Source organism: Pseudoclavibacter sp. Marseille-Q434, from assembly GCF_050315415.1.
GTDB lineage: Bacteria > Actinomycetota > Actinomycetes > Actinomycetales > Microbacteriaceae > Pseudoclavibacter.
Map to the genome: position 1 here is coordinate 710,516 of NZ_JBNPQH010000002.1, position 18,373 is coordinate 728,888.

An 18,373-nucleotide genomic window follows, 5' to 3' on the forward strand; every position below is an offset into this window, starting at 1 on the left:
ACCCGAACCACGGGCGCACGCTATCGTACGCCGACGCGCGCCGCGCTCCCGCACAAGGAGGCCCCGACGCGCGCCGGATGGTGCGTAGCGAGCGGGATCAGCGACGCAGCGTCTTGCGCGCGGCCCAGTTGCCGAGGAACTGGAGCCCCTGCACGAGGATCACGATCACGATGACAGCTGCCCACGTGACCTCGGGCTGGAACTGACGATAGCCATACTGGATCGCGAAGTCACCAAGTCCGCCACCGCCGATGAATCCGGCCACCGCCGACATGTCGACGAGCGAGACCACGGCGAACGTGTATCCGAGGATGAGCGGCCCAAGTGCCTCAGGCACGATTACGGTCCACACGATCTGGAAACGTCCCGCACCCGACGCGCGCGCCGCCTCGATGACACCTGGTGACACAGTCAGCAGGTTCTGCTCGACAAGGCGAGATATGCCGAAAGTGGCCGCAAGCGAGAGCGCAACGATCGCCGCATTTGTACCGATACCAGAACCCACGATGAGTCTCGAGAGTGGCTGGACGGCCGCGATGAAGATGATGAATGGGATTGGTCGGAAGAAGTTCACGATTACGTTCATGACCGCGTTCGCGAAACGTTGCTCGTAGAGGTTGCCGCGGCGCGTCAGATAGAGCACGAGCCCAACCAGGAGCCCGCCAAGCCCACCGAAGAGCAGGCTAAGCGAGACGAGGAAGAGAGTCTCGCCGGTCGCCTCGAACAGCTTCGGCAGGAGTTCGATGACCTCGTTCATGCCGCACCTCCCGCAGTGATGTCGTCGAATTCCGTGACGACCGCGAGGCCGCCGATTTCATCGAGGGCCCGGCGTCGTGCATCCGCGTCACCCTGCAGCGCGAAGGTCAGGTCGCCGAACGACTTCCCGCGGATCTCGTTCATTCCGCCGTACACGAGCTCGACAGTGATGCCTGCTTCGTGCAGGATACGCAGCGCCTGACCCTGGTTGGTCCGCCCGTCGCGGAAGCTCAGCGTCACGAGCGTGCCAGGGTGGCGGGCACCCAAGTCTGCGCGCAGCTCGGCATCCGGGATGCCCTGCACGACCGTCGAGACGAAGCGCTGCGTTGCCGGGGCCTCCGGGTTCGCGAAGATGTCGAACACCTCGCCCTGCTCGACGATTTTGCCGTGCTCCATGACGGCGACGTGGCTCGCGATCTCCTTCACGACGTCCATCTCGTGCGTGATGACGATGATCGTGACCCCGAGCTCCTCGTTTGCCTTCTTCAGCAGCTGCAGCACGTCCGCCGTCGTCTGCGGGTCGAGCGCGCTCGTCGACTCGTCGGCGAGGAGGATGCTGGGGTTCGTCGCGAGGGCGCGCGCGATGCCCACGCGCTGCTTCTGCCCGCCGGAGAGCTGGTCGGGGAAGGCGCGCGCTTTCTCGGAGAGTCCGACGAACTCGAGCAGCTCGGCGACGCGCTTCTCGCGCGCTGCCTTCGGCGTCTTGGCGACGCGCAGCGGATACGCCACGTTTCCGGCGACGTTGCGTGAGTTGAAGAGGTTGAACTGCTGGAAGATCATCCCGATTCCGGCGCGGACAGAGCGCAGCTTCGTCTCGGGCAGCTTCGTGATGTCGACCCCATCCACGTGGATGCTGCCGGACGTGGTCGGCTCGAGCGCGTTGATGAGACGCACCATCGTTGATTTCCCTGCACCCGAGTAGCCGATGACGCCGTAGATATCGCCGGCCTCGATGTTGAGCGAGACCCCGTCGACGGCCCTGATGACCGGGGCTCCGCGCTTGGGCGCCGGATACTCCTTGACGACGTCGGTGAGTGTGATGAGGGCCATGTGTTCGCTCTCGCCTTCTTCACGGTGGACCCGTGTGGTGGTGCTGGTGAGCGGCGCCGTGACGCCATTCGTTGATGCAAGCGAGATCGCCGCCCGAGGCCTGATGATCATCATCGGGTCTCGGGCGGCGAGCGCGCTAGGGGTGAGTCCTAGCCCTGGGCTTCGATCTCTGCGACGAGCTCGTCGAGCGTCGTCTGCAGCTCGTCGACGGGCGTCTTGGTGAGCACGGCGGTCTCGCCGAACGTCTCCTTGACCGCTGCCGCAACACCCTCCGAGTTCTGGTAAATCTCGACGAGCTTGAGGTAGTTCTCATTGTCGGCGTTCTCGGCCGTCGTCACGAAGATGTTGATGTACGGGAACGCGGACTCGTTCTGCGGGTCATCCCGCGTGAGTGCGTCTTCCGTGGTGAGGCCAGCGTTCTCGACGAAGTCGTTGTTGATGATCGCGCCGGCGAGGTCAGGCAGCGAGGTTGCCGTGACGGAAGCCTCGAGCTCGGTCACCGTGACACGCGACTCGGGGAGCACATCGTCGAGGGTGGAGAACGGCGAGCCGCCGTCCTTGAGCTCGATGAGGCCAGCTTCCTGGAGCACGAGGAGGCCGCGGGCGCGGTTGGAAGCGTCGTTCGGGACTGCGACCTCTGCGCCGTCCGGAATCGCGTCGACCGAGTCGTACTGCGACGAGTAGAAGCCGAGGGGGTAGATGGCCGTCGAGCCGATCGGCACGAGGTCGTCGCCACTCGCGGCGTTGTGCTGCGCGAGGTAGATGATGTGCTGGAACGCGTTGACGTCGAGCTCACCCTCGCTCGTGGCGGGGTTGGGCTGGTTGTAGTCCGAGAAGTCGACGAGCTCGACCGTGAGGTCCTCAGCTGCCGCTTCCTCGACGAGGACGTCCCAGTACGGGTCGGATGCGCCGACGACACCGAGCCTGATGGTGTTCTCATCGGAGGCGCCGGTGGAGCACGCGGAGAGGCCTCCAATGAGGGCGATCGCGCCGACTGCTGCGGCGATCTTGGTGAAACGTGACATGGAGGAGGGTCCTTTCAATGCGGCGCGCGAACGCCGGCAATCCTCTAAGGGTCTAGAGGGCCTCGCAAGAATAAGAGAACAGCGCGTCGCCGCGCCGGTACATCCTGACACGTTGCGTAACAGTCCACTGACGGCGTCACCTACGCAACAATGTTGCGCTGGAATCGCCAAGCAACTCAGGGCAGAAGGCCCAAGTGCCTGGCCTTCGCAAGAGCCTGGTAGCGAGAGCCCGCATCCAGCTTCGTCATTGCGGTCCCGAGGTAGCTCTTGACCGTGCTCTCGGTCAGAATCAGCTTCCTGGCGATGTCCTTGTTCGTCAGCCCGAGCGCGATCTGACCGAGCACATCCAGCTCCCGCGGCGAGAGCCTGACCGGAGCCTCAGGGAGATCTGCGGTGGCGGCGGCCTCTCTGCTGCGCGGATCTCCGTGGTCGCCGGCGAACCTCACGAGGCGTTCCTCGATGCCCCGCAGCCTGGCCCGCACCTCGGCATCGGCGAGGAGGGATGCCACCTCACGCAGCTCGGAGAACGTCCCCCTCAGCTCCTCGAGCTGCGTCGCGGTGAGACCCCCGGAACCCAGCTCCGAGATGCTCGCGGACCCCACCCGCATCCGACGGCTGAGCTCATCCCGCAGCCGCAGCTCGTCTTCAACGTTCTTCCCGAGCGCGACCGCCTGACCGAGCGACATCGACTGAGAGTCAGGGGCCGCCCGGAACCCGCCATAGAGGACACCCCGCACGTGCTTGTCGACGATGACCGGCACAGCCATCAGGCTCTGGACGTGCTCGGACAGCACCTGCACGTCGTAGTCGTGCGTGATGCGACTGCTGCCGCGGTAGTTCGTGGTGACCTTGGCGCGACGCTCGAGCATTGCCCGACCTCCGAGACCGCGCCCCAGCTGCACCCTGAGCCCCACGAGGCCGCGACCCTGGTTGCCGCAGATCGTATGCACGTCCGTCGTGTCGCGGTACGTCGGACCGCCGAACGAGAGAGGGCACCCCGTGGAGTCCCGCAGGCGCGCCACAGCCTGAGCGAAGACGTCAGCTTCGGTTGCTGCCTCTGGGAACATCATGTGCGTCACTACCAACTTCCGGGGGTAGTTCGATACTTCGTCGTATGCGTAGCGTGGATGCTATCACGCAGGCGATGAGGCTTTCGTGTTCGCAATGATGCGAAGAAATGCCGCCGTCAGCCGCTCCGGAATACACGTCCATCCCTGACGAACGCAGCAATGCACTGAGGCAAGGAGGCCCCATGCAGAATGAAACGTCACCACCGCCGACCGGCGGAATCGACTATGTCGAATTCGAGGAATCGGCCGATTTCAAGGAACTGAAGAAACGCCAGCGTTCCTTCGTCTTCCCACTCTCCATCTTCTTCCTCGTCTGGTACGGCGCCTACATCATCGTCGCCGCATACGCGCACGACTTCATGGCCACGCCCGTCGTCGGGAACATCAACGTGGGTCTGCTGCTGGGCATCGGCCAGTTCGTCACGACCTTCGCGATCACCATGTGGTACGTCTCCTACGCCAACCGGAGACTCGATCCGCTCGCGAATGACCTGCGCGTCCAGCTGACCAAGGAGGACCAGGCATGAGCGTCCAGCTCATCGCCCCGCGGGCGAGCGCGGTGGCCGACAACGACCCCGTCCTGAATATCGCGATCTTCGCGGCGTTCGTCGCCGTGACGCTCTTCATCGTCATCAGGGCGAGCCGAAACAGCAAGACCGCCGCCGATTACTATGCGGGCGGTCGCTCTTTCTCGGGGACGCAGAATGGATTCGCCATCTCCGGCGACTATCTCTCCGCAGCGTCCTTCCTAGGCATCGTCGGTGCCATCGCCGTCAATGGATATGACGGCTTCCTCTATTCGATCGGGTTCCTCGTCGCCTGGCTGGTGGCGCTGCTGCTGGTCGCCGAGCTCATGCGCAACACGGGCAAGTTCACGATGGCCAACGTGCTGTCGTTCCGCCTCAAGCAGCGGCCCGTGCGCGTCGCGGCGGCCCTCACGACGCTCGCGGTCTGCTTCTTCTACCTCCTCGCCCAGATGGCCGGGGCCGGCGGTCTCGTCGCGCTCCTGCTCGGCATCACGGACGACATCGGCGTCGCGATCGTCGTCGCCGTCGTCGGCGTGCTCATGATCATCTACGTCCTCATCGGCGGGATGAAGGGCACGACCTGGGTGCAGATCATCAAGGCCTTCCTGCTCATCGGCGGCGCCGGGGCGATGACGATCTGGGTGCTGGTCATCAACGGCTTCGACCTGTCCGCGCTCCTGCAGGCGGCCGTCGACAAGGCGGCGCTCGACGGTGCTGAAGACCCGGCCGCGATCCTCGCTCCGGGGCTCCAATACGGCAAGAACCCCATCGACTTCGTGTCGCTCGGCCTCGCCCTCGTCCTGGGTACGGCGGGCCTCCCGCACGTCCTGATGCGCTTCTACACGGTGCCCACCGCCAAGGAGGCCCGGAAGTCCGTGGTGTGGGCCATCTGGCTCATCGGCGGCTTCTACGTGTTCACGCTGGTCCTCGGCTACGGGGCCGCCGCACTCGTCGGTGCGCCCGCCATCAAGGACGCGCCCGGCGGCGTGAACTCCGCCGCGCCGCTACTCGCTCTCGAGCTCGGGGGGCCCATCCTCATGGGCTTCATCTCCGCCGTGGCCTTCGCGACCATCCTCGCCGTGGTCGCCGGCCTCGCCATCACGGCTGCCGCATCCTTCGCCCACGACATCTACAACAGCGTCGTGAAGCGAGGCACGGCAACCCCCGAGCAGGAGGTGAAGGTCGGCAAGTACACGGTTGTCGTGCTCGGCGTCGTCGCCATCGTCGGCGGCATCGGCGTACAGGGCCAGAACATCGCGTTCCTGGTGGCGCTCGCCTTCGCGGTCGCCGCCAGCGCGAACCTGCCGACCATCCTCTACTCGCTGTACTGGCGCAAGTTCACCACTCGCGGCGCGCTGTGGAGCATGTACGGGGGTCTCGCGACGGCCATCGTCCTGATTCTCTTCTCGAAGGTCGTCTCCGGTGCCGAGACGGCGATGCTCGGCGCGGAGATCGACTTCGCCTGGTTCCCGCTCAACAACCCGGGCATCGTCTCGATCCCCGTCGGCTTCCTGCTGGGCTGGCTCGGGTCCGTCCTGCCGCAGAAGAAGGAGGATCCGCGCGTCGCCGCCGAGATGGATGTGCGCTCGCTCACCGGGTACGGGGCCGAGGAGGCCGTCGAGCACTAGGCACTCCCTCGTCCGAGCACGCCACGGACTGCTCGAGTTCGTCGAAATGGTCGCTCCGACCCGGTCGGGGCGACCATTTCGGCGCTCTCGTTGTCTCGGTGCCACAACGCACATGAGGTTCGGGATGCGCGTGGGTAGCGTGAACATGTCCACGATGCACACGGAGGTGCGGATTTGACCCAGTCAGCGCAGACAGGTTCCCTCGCCGGGAAGACCATCATCATGTCAGGCGGAAGTCGCGGCATCGGACTCGCGATCGCGAAGCGCGCGGCACGCGATGGAGCGAACGTCGTGCTCCTGGCGAAGACCGGTGAGCCCCATCCGAAGCTGCCCGGCACGGTCTACACGGCCGCTGAGGAGGTACGCGAGGCCGGTGGGCGCGCCCTGCCGGTCGTGGGCGACGTCCGTGACGACTCCGACCTGCAGCGGGCGGTCGATACGGCGGTCGTCGAGTTCGGCGGCATCGACATCGTCGTCAACAACGCGAGCGCCATCGACCTGCGGTCGACGCTCGACATCGACGAGAAGCGCTACGACCTGATGCATCAGATCAACCAGCGGGGCACGTTCATGCTGTCGCGGGCCGCGCTGCCGCACCTGCTGGGGTCGGCGGATGCTCGCATCCTGTCGCTCTCACCTCCCCTCAACCTCTCGGCGAGGTGGCTCGGCGCCTACCCTGCGTATATGACCGCGAAGTACGGCATGACGCTCGCGACGCTCGGCATCGGTGCCGAGTTCGCCGAGAAGGGAGTCGAGGCGAACACCCTCTGGCCGCGCACGACCATCCAGACCGCCGCCGTCGCCAACATCATCGGCGGCGAGGAGCTCATGCGGCGCAGCCGGACTCCCGAGCTGTACGCGGATGCCGCGCACGTCGTCCTCACGGCGCCGCGCGGCCGGTACCAGGGCGAGACGCTGCTGTGCGAAGACGTGCTCGCGGATGCGGGCGTGAGCGATCTGGGCGCCTACTCACCCGGTGTGGATGCCGCCGAGCTGTTTCCCGATGCCTTCGTCGACTGACCGCATGAGCGACGTGCGCTGGCGTGCCGTCCGGGAGCACCGCTGCCGACCGGTCGACCTTCGACGGGCGTCGAACGGGTGCGCGACGGACGTCGGAGGGTGTCTCGAGACCAACGGCCTAGTGTGAGTCCCAGATGGGCGGTTCGGGCACATCCCTGGCAGACCCTACGTGCAGCAGTCCAACGAGGGAGCGCGACGATGACGGGTGTCGATCAGCACATCAAACCGGACGTCCCACCGTCCGGTCCGGGTTGTGTGGAGTGCGAGGAGTCGGGCAGCTGGTGGCTGCACCTGCGTCGCTGCACGTTCTGCGGCCACATCGGCTGCTGCGACGACTCTCTGAACACGCATGCGACGAAGCACGTTCACGCAACGGGTCATCAGGTCATCTGCAGCTACGAGCCTGACGAGGTGTGGTTCTGGGACTACGCGACGGAGACGATGTTCGACGGGCCGACGCTGCACGCGCCGCACAGCCACCCACGGTCGCAAACGGTTCCGGGCCCGCGGGAACGCGTGCCGGCCGACTGGCAACGCCTCCTGGGCGCATGACGACGCCGCTCGGCGATCTCCCGGACGAACCGCTCGCCCTGCACGAGGCCCCATACGCGTAGGCCGGATGCCGAGGGCGGGGTTGTGGTCGTCCAGCCTCGCCTGAAGCGGCCGCAAGTCCGCCCCCGGATGGGCCGACTCACGCAGAAGAACCCCGGTCAGATTTCTCTGACCGGGGTTCTGTGTCACCGTGGAGCCTAGGAGATTCGAACTCCTGACATCCTGCTTGCAAAGCAGGCGCTCTACCAACTGAGCTAAGGCCCCGTTCGGGGGTGGAAACGACACCAGCCTTCAGTGTCGAACCGTGGGGCTACCAGGACTTGAACCTGGGACCTCTTCGTTATCAGCGAAGCGCTCTAACCGCCTGAGCTATAGCCCCCGAAGCGACTGCCCCAACATACACGAAAAGTGCACCGCAGGGGAAATCGAGCCGCTAGCTGTTCGTGAAACCGAACACGAGGCCTCCCGTGACCTTCACCGCGAGGTTGTAGAGGAACGCCGCGACCGCGCCGAGGGCAGTGCCCGCGACGAGGTTGAGGAGCGCCACGACCAGCGAGAAGAGCATGAGCTGCGGCAGTGTGACGAAGTCATCGACTCCAACGCCTGCCGAACCGGAGACGTCGTTGAGGAGGTTGTTGACGCTCCCCAGCACACCCGTGTTCTCGATGACCGTCCACATGAGGAACGTCGCAACGATGGTGATGATGCCGAAGCAGATCGACAGCAGGAAGGAGAACTTCACGACAGACCAGAAGTCGATGTGCACCAAACGGAGGCGCACCTGCTTGCTCGCAGTCTTCTTGCTGGACTTCTGGGCCAGCTTGTCAGCAACGCTCGTCATAGATCAGTACCTCAGTCTTCGGTCTCGTCCTGCTCGAACGACGTGACCGAGTCTGCCACAGTCTCACTCTCGTCACTCTCGGCAGTCGTGCTCTCCCCATCGCTGGAGGCATCAGGGGTCGCCTCGGTCGCCGACTCGGTGTCGTCCGAGGCGGTGGCGCCGGCGGATTCGCCGTCCTCGCCCGCCTCGTCTTCCTTCTCGAGCTCACGGTCGGCGTTCTGCGCGATCGCGATCACGTAGTCGCTGTTGTCGAGCCTCGCGAATGTCACGCCCATGGAGTCGCGTCCGGTCACGGAGACCTCGGCGACGTTGGAGCGCACGACCTTGCCGGAGGCGAGGATGACCAGCACCTCTTCGGCGTCGTGGACGAGCAGCGCGCCGGCGAGCCCGCCGCGTTCCTCGTTCAGCTTCGCGACCTTGATGCCGAGGCCGCCGCGCTTCTGGATGCGGTACTGCGACACCGACGTCCGCTTCGCGTATCCGCCCTCCGTGACGATGAACACGTAGGCGTCATCACTCGAGGTGACCGCTGCAGTGAGCAGGTAGTCGCCGTCGCGGAACGACATGCCCTTGACGCCGGACGTGGAGCGGCCCATGGGCCGGAGCGCCTCGTCGTTCGCCTCGAAGCGAAGCGACATTCCGAGGTGGGAGACGCAGAACACGTGGTCGGACTCGTCGGCGAGCATCGCCGAGACGAGCTCGTCGCCCTCGCGCAGGTTGACGGCGATGATGCCGGCCTGGCGGTTCGTGTCGTACTCGGTGAGCGCCGTCTTCTTGACGAGCCCCTCGCGGGTGGCGAGCACGAGGTACTGCGCCTGGCGGTAGTCGCTGATGTCGAGGATCTGCGCGACCTTCTCGTCGGGCTGCATCGGCAGCAGGTTCGCGATGTGCTGCCCCTTCGCATCCCGGCCGGCCTCGATGAGCTCATACGCCTTGGCCCGGTACACCCGGCCGAGGTTCGTGAAGAAGAGCAGCCAGTGGTGCGTCGTCGTCACGAAGAACTGCTCGACCACATCGTCCGCGCGGAGCTGAGCGCCCTTGATGCCCTTGCCGCCCCGGTGCTGTGAACGGTAGTTGTCGCTGCGCGTGCGCTTGATGTAGCCGCCGCGCGTGACGGTGACCACCATCTCCTCTTCCGGGATGAGGTCCTCATCGGTCATGTCGCCGCCGGAGCCTCGCAGGATCTCGGTGCGTCGATCGTCGCCGAACTTGTCGACGACTTCCTGCAGCTCATCCGCGATGATGGTGCGCTGACGCACCGGGTCGGCGAGGATCTCCTTGTATTCGGCGATCATCGCTTCGAGACGCGCCGCGTCTTCCATGATCTTCTGGCGCTCGAGCGCGGCGAGGCGGCGCAGCTGGAGGTTCAGGATGGCGCTGGCCTGCAGCTCGTCGACGTCGAGCAGCTCCATGAGTCCCGTGCGGGCCTCTTCGACGGTCGGCGACCGGCGGATGAGCGCGATGACCTCGTCGAGCATGTCGAGCGCCTTGAGGTAGCCGCGGAGGATGTGAACCTCGTCTTCTGCCTTCTTGAGGCGGAACTTCGTGCGGCGCACGATGACCTCGACCTGGTGCTGCACCCACGCCGTGATGAAGCCGTCGATCGCGAGCGTGCGGGGCACGCCGTCGACGATCGCGAGCATGTTCGCGCCGAAGTTCTCCTGCAGCTGCGTGTGCTTGTAGAGGTTGTTGAGCACGACCTTGGCGACGGCGTCGCGCTTGAGCACGATGACGAGGCGCTGACCGGTTCGACCGGAGGACTCGTCGCGGATGTCGGCGATGCCGGTGAGGCGCTGGTCCTTGACGAGCTCGGCGACCTTCAGTGCGAGATTGTCTGGGTTGACCTGGTACGGCAGCTCCGTGATGACCAGGCACGTGCGCCCGTGGATCTCCTCGATCGCGACGACAGCGCGCATCGTGATGGAGCCGCGACCGGTGCGGTACGCCTCCTGGATCCCCTTGGTGCCGAGGATCTGGGCACCGGTCGGGAAGTCAGGGCCGTGGATGCGCTCCATGAGCGCGTCCATGAGCTCCTCGCGGGTCGCATCCGGGTGCTCGAGGTGCCACAGCGCACCCGCCGCGACCTCACGGAGGTTGTGCGGCGGGATGTTCGTGGCCATACCGACGGCGATGCCCACGGAGCCGTTGACCAGGAGGTTCGGGAAGCGGGCGGGCAGCACGGCGGGCTCGCGCGTGCGGCCGTCGTAGTTGTCCTGGAAGTCGACGGTGTCCTCGTCGATGTCCCTGACCATCTCAAGCGCGAGTGGCGCCATCTTGGTCTCGGTGTATCGCGGGGCGGCGGCGCCGTCGTTGCCGGCGGAGCCGAAGTTCCCCTGGCCGAGGGCAAGCGGGTACCGCAGCGACCACGGCTGGACGAGGCGGACGAGGGCGTCGTAGATCGCCGAGTCGCCGTGCGGGTGGAACTGCCCCATGACGTCTCCGACGACGCGGGCGCACTTCGAGAACGCCTTGTCTGGGCGGTAGCCGCCGTCGTACATCGCGTAGATGACACGGCGGTGCACGGGCTTGAGCCCGTCCCGGACTTCGGGGAGCGCTCGACCGACGATGACGCTCATCGCGTAGTCGAGGTACGAACGCTGCATCTCGAGCTGCAGGTCGACCTGCCCGATGCGGTCTTCGCCGTCGGCGTTGGTGGTTGTGACGCGTTCTTCAGCCATAGATGTGCCTGTGTGCCTTAGATGTCGAGGAAGCGCACGTCGTGCGCGTTCTGCTGAATGAAGGTCCGGCGCGATTCGACGTCCTCGCCCATGAGCGTGCTGAACACGGCGTCAGCCGCTTCCGCGTCGCTCACCTTGACCTGCAGGAGCGTGCGCACGGCGGGGTCCATCGTCGTCTCCCAGAGCTCCTGGTAGCTCATCTCGCCGAGTCCCTTGTAGCGCTGGATGGCGTTGTCCTTGGGAATGCGGCGACCGGCCGCCTTGCCGTCTGCGAGCATCGCGTCGCGCTCACGGTCGGAGTAAGCGAAGTCGTGCGCCGCGTTGGACCACTTGATGCGGTAGAGCGGGGGCTGCGCGAGGAACACGTAGCCGAGCTCCACGAGCGGACGCATGTAGCGGAAGAGCAGCGTGAGCAGCAGCGTCGTGATGTGCTGGCCGTCGACATCGGCGTCTGCCATGAGGATGATCTTGTGGTACCTGACCTTGTCAGGGTCGAAGTCGTCGCCGAGCCCGGCGCCGAACGCTGTGATCATCGACTGCACTTCGTTGTTCTGCAGGGCGCGGTCGAGGCGGGCCTTCTCGACGTTCAGGATCTTCCCGCGCAGCGGGAGGATCGCCTGCGTCTCAGGGTCGCGCCCCTGAACTGCCGAGCCACCGGCCGAGTCACCCTCGACGATGAAGACCTCGGAGCGTGTCGGGTCCTTCGACTGGCAGTCCTTGAGCTTGCCCGGCATGCCGCCGGTCTCGAGGAGGCCCTTGCGTCGGGTCTGCTCGCGTGCACGACGGGCGGCGAGGCGGGCAGCGGATGCCTGGCCGGCCTTGCGGATGATGTCCCTGGCCTGCGAGGGGTTGCGGTCGAACCAGTCCTGGAGCGCCTGGCCGACGATGCGCTGCACATACGACTTCGCCTCGGTGTTGCCGAGCTTCGTCTTCGTCTGACCTTCGAACTGAGGTTCGCCGAGCTTGATGGAGATGACGGCGGCGAGCCCTTCGCGGACGTCCTCACCCGAGAAGTTCTCATCCTTCTCCTTGATGAGGTTCTTCTCGCGCGCGTACCGGTTGACGACCGTCGTGAGGGCGGCGCGGAACCCCTCGAGGTGCGTGCCGCCTTCCTTCGTGTTGATCGTGTTCGCGAACGAGTGGATGGACTCCGAGTAGGAGTCGATCCACTGCATCGCCAGCTCGAGCGAGATCTTGCGCTCGGTGTCCTCGGCATTGACCTCGATGATCTCCTCGTGCACCGGCTGCTTCTTGCGACGGCTGACGAGGTGCTGCACGTAGTCGACGAGTCCGCGCTCGAACAGGTACGTCTGCGCGCGCTTCTGCGGGATCTCGATGGATTCGGTGACGGCCTTCGGCTCGCCGGTCTCCGTGCGCTCGGCGTCGTCGATGTCAGCGGCGGTCTCGTCCTGCAGCTCAGTGATCTGCGCGGCGAGTCCATCGCCCGTGAGGGTCGACTGGTCGCGGTCGTCTGCGAGCGAGATGCGCAGGCCCTTGTTGAGGAACGCCATCTGCTGGAAGCGGGCGCGGAGCACCTCGAAGTCGTACTCGACGGTCTCGAAGATCTCGGAGTTCGCGTAGAACGTGATGGTCGTTCCAGTGTCTTCGGTCGGCTCGCCCTTCCGGATGTTCCCGGTCGGCACGCCGTTCTCGAAGTCCATCTCCCACTCGAAGCCGTCGCGCTTGACCTGCGCGATGAGGCGGTACGACAGGGCGTTCACGACGGAGGAGCCAACGCCGTGGAGACCACCCGAGACCGCGTATCCGCCGCCGCCGAACTTTCCGCCGGCGTGCAGCTTGGTGAGGACAACCTCGAGGGTGGAGATGCCCTCGACGGGGTGCAGCTCGACCGGGATGCCTCGACCGTTGTCCCGAACGCGCACGGCTCCATCGTCCTGCAGCGTCACCTGGATGTCGTCGCAGTACCCCGCGAGCGATTCATCCACAGAGTTATCCACAATTTCGTACACGAGGTGGTGGAGCCCCTCGGGACCGGTGGATCCGATGTACATGCCGGGGCGTTTGCGAACGGCTTCGAGCCCCTCGAGCACCTGGATCTGGCCTGCGCCGTAGTCGTTCTCAACCCGATCGTTCTGCGAGCGGGCCTCGACCACCTCGGCGGGAGCCCCCTCCTGGCCTTCCGACGTTCCTGGACCGTCCGACTGCAGAGCGTCGTCTGGCGTCTCAGTCGTGTTCTCGGGGTCGGAAGTTTCTGATGCCATAACTCGGGCGTCTCCTTGCTGTGTGGCGACATGCAAGATCCGCGTTGCGAGCAAACTCGCGCGACGCGGATCTAGCGACTGTTCAGTCTACCAAGGAACACGACTCGAGGCCCGAAAATGGAGCGTGAAGCGACGAAAACAAGGGGACGTACCGTATTTGCCTTGTCAACCGTAGGTATCGCGTGGACCACGCCCTGGAACCGATCTGGGACCGCGTTTCCACGAGGGGGCACCCGGGTTCAGAAAGCGGATGCGCTCGACCTTCGCTTCCGCGTACCTCTCGGTGAGGTTCGTGAGCAGCATCGTCTGCATCCCTCGGAGCTGCGTCGCCCACGCAGTCGAATCGCACTGCACCAGCAGCACGCCGTCCTCGATGTGCAGCGGAGTGGAATGCGCCGCCGTCTCCTTGCCCACGATCTCGGGCCACGCGTCCATCAGCTCGGCCTGCTTGAGCGGTCCGTTCCAACCGAATTGCCTGGTCAGGGCCGCAAGGGCCGATCCAGCGGCGACAGGATCACGTCCGAAGCCGAACGGCTCGGACAGCTCGGTGCCCTCCGCATCCTTGGCCTTCGCCGCAAGGCGTCGGCGAAGCGACGTCGTCTTCCCGCCGAAGACCTCCTTGAACCGCGCGTAGACCTCTGCACCCTCACTCATCGGCGGCCCCCGTCTGGATCGTGCCGGCACTGATCCGGATGATCTGCGAGCGCAGCCCCTCAGGAACGTCCTCGAGGACCGCGGCCGTGATGAGGACCTGCTCGAAATCACCGATCGCCTCCGCGAGGCGGGACCGGCGCGAGGCGTCCAGCTCCGCGAACACGTCGTCGAGGATGAGCACCGGATCGCCCGCGCGTGACTCGCTGCGCACCAATTCGGCGGCCGCGAGCTTGAGGGCAAGCGCAAACGACCAGGATTCACCGTGACTCGCCGTGACTCGCGCCGGCAGACCGTTGAGCCAGAACACGGCGTCATCGCGGTGGGGGCCGACGAGGCTCACGCCTCGTTCGAGCTCGCGAGGACGCATCTCGGCGAGCTGCGCGGTGAATCGGTCACGGATCTCCGCGGTCGTGACCTCGCCGCCTTCGACTTCCGCGCCCTCGCCATCGGCGTCACCCATGACAGAGGCAGCGTGGCCGAAGGCGGAGACGCGCATCGACAGCGTCGGCCGATGGTCCGCGCCGACCAGACGCTGGTACGAACCGGCGAGGTGCGGAAGCAGCCGATCGCAGAGCAGCAGCCGCTCGGCGATGATCTGGGAGCCGAGCTCCAGCATCCGCTCGTCCCACACGTCCAGTGTCGCGATCATCGCTTCCGACGATCGCGGGCCCCGCATCGATCGGAGCAACGAGTTCCGCTGTCGCAAGACCCGCTCGTAGTCGGCGATCACGCCGCCGAGCTTCGGCGAATGGGTCACGAGCAGGGAATCGAGGAACCGTCGCCGAGCGCCAGGCTCACCACGCACGAGCGTGAGATCCTCCGGAGCGAACAGCACGCTTGCGAAGTACCGAGCCAGGTCGCGGGACCTGACATTCTGGCCGCCGACCCTCGCCTTGTTCGCACCGGAACTCGCGATCTGCACATCCAGGTGCAGCGAGCGAGTCTCGTGAGCCAGTTCCATCTTGACCACGGCGAACTCCTGGCCGAAGCGCACAAGCGCCTGGTCACTGGAGACTCGGTGCGAGCCGAGCGTGGCCAGGTAGCCGATCGCCTCGACGAGGTTGGTCTTGCCCTGGCCGTTGGAGCCGACGAACAGGTGGGCGCCGGGCCCCAGCGACAGGTCGGCGGACTCGTAGTTCCTGAAGTCGTGCAGCTGCAGACGGGTGACGTGCACTGGTTACCGCATGAGCAGATTCGGCTGCAGCAGGTAGCGGTAGTTCGTCGACTCGCCCTCGTCGCGCGAGGTCTGGCTCGTGAGCAGCACGGGGCCCGGCTTGTTGGGGTTCTCGGAGTTCGTGAACGCGATGCGCACGAACGGCGAGTGGATGGCGCCGACGCCATCCAGCAGGAACTGCGGCTTGAGCGAGACGACCATGTCGTTGCCGTGCAGGACTGCGTCGAGGTTCTCGCTGGCCTGCGCCTGCTCGCTGCCGAGCGCTTCGAGGTGGAGGCCCTCGGTCGTGAACGTGAAGCGCAGGGCTGCCTCGCGCTCGAGCACGAGCTGCACGCGACGAACCGCGTCGACGATGTCGCTGACCGTCAGCACTGCGTAGTGCGGCGTCTCAGCGGGGAAGAGCCGCTCCACTGCGGGGAAGTTGCCCTTGATGAGGAGCGAGGTGACGGTCTTGTTGCCAGCGGAGAAGGCGATGAGCTCACGGATGTCGTCCTTGACGAGCGTGATCGTGATCTCACCGGAGCTGCCGAGCGACTTGCCGACCTCGGCGAGTGTCTTGGCCGGCACGAGAGCTGTCTCGGTCTCGGTGAGGGAGCTCTGCCACTCGATGGTCCGCACTGCGACGCGGTAGCGGTCGGTGGCGACGAGGCTCATCGAATCGGCCTGCAGCGAGAGGTTCACACCCGTGATCACGGGGGCGACGTCTTCGCGAGAGGCTGCGACCGCGACCTGGGAGATGGCCTCCGAGAACACGTCGCCGGCGATGGAACCGCTCGCGCCTTCGACGACGGGCAGGCTCGGGAACTCCTCGATCGGCATCGTCGGCAGGTGGAACGAAGCGCTGCCGCAGCGGATGACGACTCCGGAGTCGTCGCGGCTCAGCTCGACGGGAGCCTGAGGAAGTCGATTCGCGATGTCAGCGAGGAGGCGTCCCTGCACGAGGACGGCTCCGGGTTCCTGCACATCAGCGTCGATGCTGGTGCGGCTGGAGACCTCGTAGTCGAATGACGAGAGCGTGACCCCTGCTTCGCCGACCTCGACGACGACACCGCTGAGGATGGGGAGGGTCGGGCGCTGAGGCAGAAGCTTGACGACAAACGACACCGCATCGCTGAAGACGTCACGGTTGACCACAAACTTCACTAGGCGTTCCTCTCGTTGGAATGCCCCAATGGTAGCCGCCCAGATTCGGTGTGTTGTGCCCGAGCGTCAGAGCATCCTGTGCTGCCTGCCACGGCACGAGCCCGTCGTCGCGCACGCGAAAATACCAGTCCCGCGAGGGCCGGCCGACCACCGTTCACCAATGTCATCGACTCGCCCAATATCAATAGATTTCTTGTCATCATCGTATTAACAGCTGTGCACACTGTGGATAACTCCGTACTCCCCAGCGGCTGCCTGGGAACTACAAAAATGTAAGTTGTGGCGGAGCGGTGGACGCCCTGTGCACGCTGACGAGCACTGGGGTGCACAACTTCTCGGACTCCACAGCGCCGAGCGCGTTTTCCACAGTCCGTGCTCGCGTGTCGATTCCACAGTCCACAAGTTATCCACAGGCCCTGAGGGCAAGAAAAACTCCGCATCCGTGCCCGAGGGCCCGTGATGCGGAGCTGGAGGGCGCTCAGGAGCGTCCGTTTCCGTTCTGGCGGATGCGCGCGGTGAGCTCCGTGACCTGGTTGTAGACGTCGCGGCGCTCGGTCATGAGCTTCGTGATCTTGCGGTGCGCGTACATCACCGTCGTGTGGTCGCGCCCCCCGAACAGCTGCCCGATCTTGGGGAGAGACAGGTTCGTCATCTCCCTGCAGATGTACATGGCGATCTGCCGGCTCGTGGCGATCGCCTGCGATCGGGAGGATCCGTAGAGGTCGTCCACCGTCAGCTGGAAGTACGCAGCCGTCCGATTGATGATGTCCACGGGAGAAACGATGCCCGTGTCCTGATCGGACACCAGGTCCTTCAGCACTGTGGAGACCAGCGCCAGGTCGACCTTCTCGCCATTGAGGTTGGCGTAGGCGGTGACTCTGATGAGCGTGCCCTCCAACTCACGGATGCTCGAGGAGACCCGTGCCGCGATGAACTCGAGCGCATCGTCCGGGATCAGCAGGTTGTCGACCTGCGACTTCTTCCGGAGGATCGCGATGCGCGTCTCGAGGTCGGGCGACTGCACATCGGTGATGAGGCCCCACTCGAATCGGGAGCGCATCCGGTCTTCGAACCCTGTCAGCTGCTTCGGTGGGAGGTCGCTCGTGATGACGACCTGCTTGTTGTGCTCGTGCAGGGTGTTGAACGTGTGGAAGAACGCTTCCTGCGTCGAATCCTTGCCCTGGAGGAACTGGATGTCGTCGATCAGCAGGATGTCGTTGTCGCGGTAGCGCGCCTGGAACGACTGCGTCCGGTTGTTCGCGATCGAGTTGATGAAGTCGTTGGTGAACTCTTCGCTCGAGACGTACCTGACCTGGATGCCCGGGTAGATCGATTCGGCGTAGTTGCCGATGGCGTGGAGCATGTGCGTCTTGCCGAGCCCAGAGCCGCCGTACACGAACAGCGGGTTGTACGAACGTGCCGGCGCTTCAGCGACGGCGACGGCAGCCGCGTGCGCGAATCGGTTCGACCCACCGATGATGTAGTTGTCGAACGTGTACCGCGGGTTGAGCCGCGATTCAGGGTCCGGCTGCGTGCGCGCGCCTTGATCTGAGGACGAATGATGACCGACGGATTCTGCTTCGACGACGTTCACCGAGCTGGTCGGGGTGGGCGCGGCCCGCGGCGGAGCGACCTCGATGTAATCGTGCGAGGCGAGCGGGTCACTGACCGAAGCTCGCGGAGCCGCATCCGGGTTGACGAGAACCGCGAAGGTCTTGATCTCCGGCTCGCCGAGTTCCGCGATCGCAGCGAGCATGGGCACGCGCGCACGAGTCTCGATCATCGTGCGGGTCATGTCGTTGGGGACCTCGAGCAGCAGCGCGCCGCTCATGACGCCCTTGGCTTCGACCAGTCCGAGGAACCCGAGCAGGGAAGCAGGGACTCGATCATCTTCGCGAAGTGTGGAGAGCAGCGTGTGCCACGTCTCTGAAACGGGGTCGGTCACCGAAGCACTCCCCCCGTCCCTCTGTACTTCACGAGACCGCATCTCTGCGGACCGCGTCTTCTTGGCTGCGCGCTCGCAGCATGGTCAA

General features: G+C 65.3%; 15 protein-coding genes and 2 tRNA genes. 4 read left to right on the forward strand and 13 right to left on the reverse strand.

The window, feature by feature from the left end:
• Positions 1-97 precede the first annotated feature (97 nt).
• The 4 genes from ACQFZP_RS10280 to ACQFZP_RS10295 all read right to left on the reverse strand — a co-directional run bounded on the left by ACQFZP_RS10280 (position 98) and on the right by ACQFZP_RS10295 (position 3,901).
• Positions 98-757 (reverse strand): methionine ABC transporter permease, encoded by a 660-nt coding sequence (locus ACQFZP_RS10280; RefSeq protein ID WP_179555473.1) that lies wholly within the window; start codon positions 755-757, stop codon positions 98-100.
• On the reverse strand, positions 754-1,806 hold the full coding sequence (locus ACQFZP_RS10285; RefSeq protein WP_211891234.1) for a methionine ABC transporter ATP-binding protein: 1,053 nt from the start codon (positions 1,804-1,806) through the stop codon (positions 754-756). The genes ACQFZP_RS10280 and ACQFZP_RS10285 overlap by 4 nt, the downstream gene beginning before the upstream one ends.
• A 149-nt stretch (positions 1,807-1,955) precedes the next feature.
• Complete coding sequence (locus ACQFZP_RS10290; protein WP_211891235.1) at positions 1,956-2,831, reverse strand: MetQ/NlpA family ABC transporter substrate-binding protein; 876 nt, start codon at positions 2,829-2,831, stop codon at positions 1,956-1,958.
• Positions 2,832-3,007: 176 nt separating this feature from the next.
• Positions 3,008-3,901, reverse strand: coding sequence for a LuxR C-terminal-related transcriptional regulator (locus ACQFZP_RS10295; RefSeq protein ID WP_211891236.1), 894 nt, complete (start codon positions 3,899-3,901; stop codon positions 3,008-3,010).
• 182 nt (positions 3,902-4,083) lie between these two features.
• Between ACQFZP_RS10295 and ACQFZP_RS10300 the strand changes: the two genes are divergently transcribed.
• The 4 genes from ACQFZP_RS10300 (at position 4,084) to ACQFZP_RS10315 (ending at position 7,628) form a co-directional block, all read left to right on the forward strand.
• Positions 4,084-4,428: a DUF485 domain-containing protein gene (locus tag ACQFZP_RS10300; protein WP_211891237.1), complete on the forward strand. Its 345-nt coding sequence runs from the start codon at positions 4,084-4,086 to the stop codon at positions 4,426-4,428.
• A complete protein-coding gene (locus tag ACQFZP_RS10305; protein ID WP_211891238.1) occupies positions 4,425-6,056 on the forward strand; it encodes a solute symporter family protein in 1,632 nt (543 codons plus the stop codon). The genes ACQFZP_RS10300 and ACQFZP_RS10305 overlap by 4 nt, the downstream gene beginning before the upstream one ends.
• Positions 6,057-6,230: 174 nt before the next feature.
• On the forward strand, positions 6,231-7,076 hold the full coding sequence (locus ACQFZP_RS10310) for an SDR family oxidoreductase (protein ID WP_283245167.1): 846 nt from the start codon (positions 6,231-6,233) through the stop codon (positions 7,074-7,076).
• Between the two features lie 198 nt (positions 7,077-7,274).
• Positions 7,275-7,628 (forward strand): UBP-type zinc finger domain-containing protein, encoded by a 354-nt coding sequence (locus ACQFZP_RS10315; protein WP_211891239.1) that lies wholly within the window; start codon positions 7,275-7,277, stop codon positions 7,626-7,628.
• 191 nt (positions 7,629-7,819) lie between these two features.
• On the opposite strand, the gene ACQFZP_RS10320 is transcribed toward ACQFZP_RS10315, so the two are convergent.
• From ACQFZP_RS10320 to dnaA, 9 genes are all read right to left on the reverse strand, one after another.
• Positions 7,820-7,892 (reverse strand) — tRNA-Ala (locus tag ACQFZP_RS10320).
• A 41-nt stretch (positions 7,893-7,933) separates the two neighbouring features.
• A tRNA-Ile gene (locus tag ACQFZP_RS10325) sits at positions 7,934-8,007 on the reverse strand.
• A 54-nt stretch (positions 8,008-8,061) separates the two neighbouring features.
• Positions 8,062-8,469: a DUF3566 domain-containing protein gene (locus ACQFZP_RS10330; protein WP_104254434.1), complete on the reverse strand. Its 408-nt coding sequence runs from the start codon at positions 8,467-8,469 to the stop codon at positions 8,062-8,064.
• Positions 8,470-8,480: 11 nt separating this feature from the next.
• Entirely contained in the window at positions 8,481-11,147 is a 2,667-nt protein-coding gene (gene gyrA, locus ACQFZP_RS10335; protein WP_211891240.1) for a DNA gyrase subunit A, read from the reverse strand.
• A 17-nt stretch (positions 11,148-11,164) separates the two neighbouring features.
• Entirely contained in the window at positions 11,165-13,369 is a 2,205-nt protein-coding gene (gene gyrB, locus ACQFZP_RS10340; protein ID WP_104310792.1) for a DNA topoisomerase (ATP-hydrolyzing) subunit B, read from the reverse strand.
• Between the two features lie 165 nt (positions 13,370-13,534).
• Positions 13,535-14,023 (reverse strand): DUF721 domain-containing protein, encoded by a 489-nt coding sequence (locus ACQFZP_RS10345; RefSeq protein WP_104254431.1) that lies wholly within the window; start codon positions 14,021-14,023, stop codon positions 13,535-13,537.
• Positions 14,016-15,197 (reverse strand): DNA replication/repair protein RecF, encoded by a 1,182-nt coding sequence (gene recF / locus ACQFZP_RS10350; RefSeq protein WP_104310791.1) that lies wholly within the window; start codon positions 15,195-15,197, stop codon positions 14,016-14,018. Before recF ends, ACQFZP_RS10345 begins: the two co-directional genes overlap by 8 nt.
• Positions 15,198-15,200: 3 nt before the next feature.
• The gene (dnaN, locus tag ACQFZP_RS10355; protein WP_104285227.1) at positions 15,201-16,340 is read right to left on the reverse strand and encodes a DNA polymerase III subunit beta; all 1,140 of its coding nucleotides are present in this window, start codon (positions 16,338-16,340) and stop codon (positions 15,201-15,203) included.
• Positions 16,341-16,818: 478 nt separating this feature from the next.
• Entirely contained in the window at positions 16,819-18,327 is a 1,509-nt protein-coding gene (gene dnaA / locus ACQFZP_RS10360; RefSeq protein WP_104310789.1) for a chromosomal replication initiator protein DnaA, read from the reverse strand.
• Between the last annotated feature and the right edge of the window lie 46 nt (positions 18,328-18,373).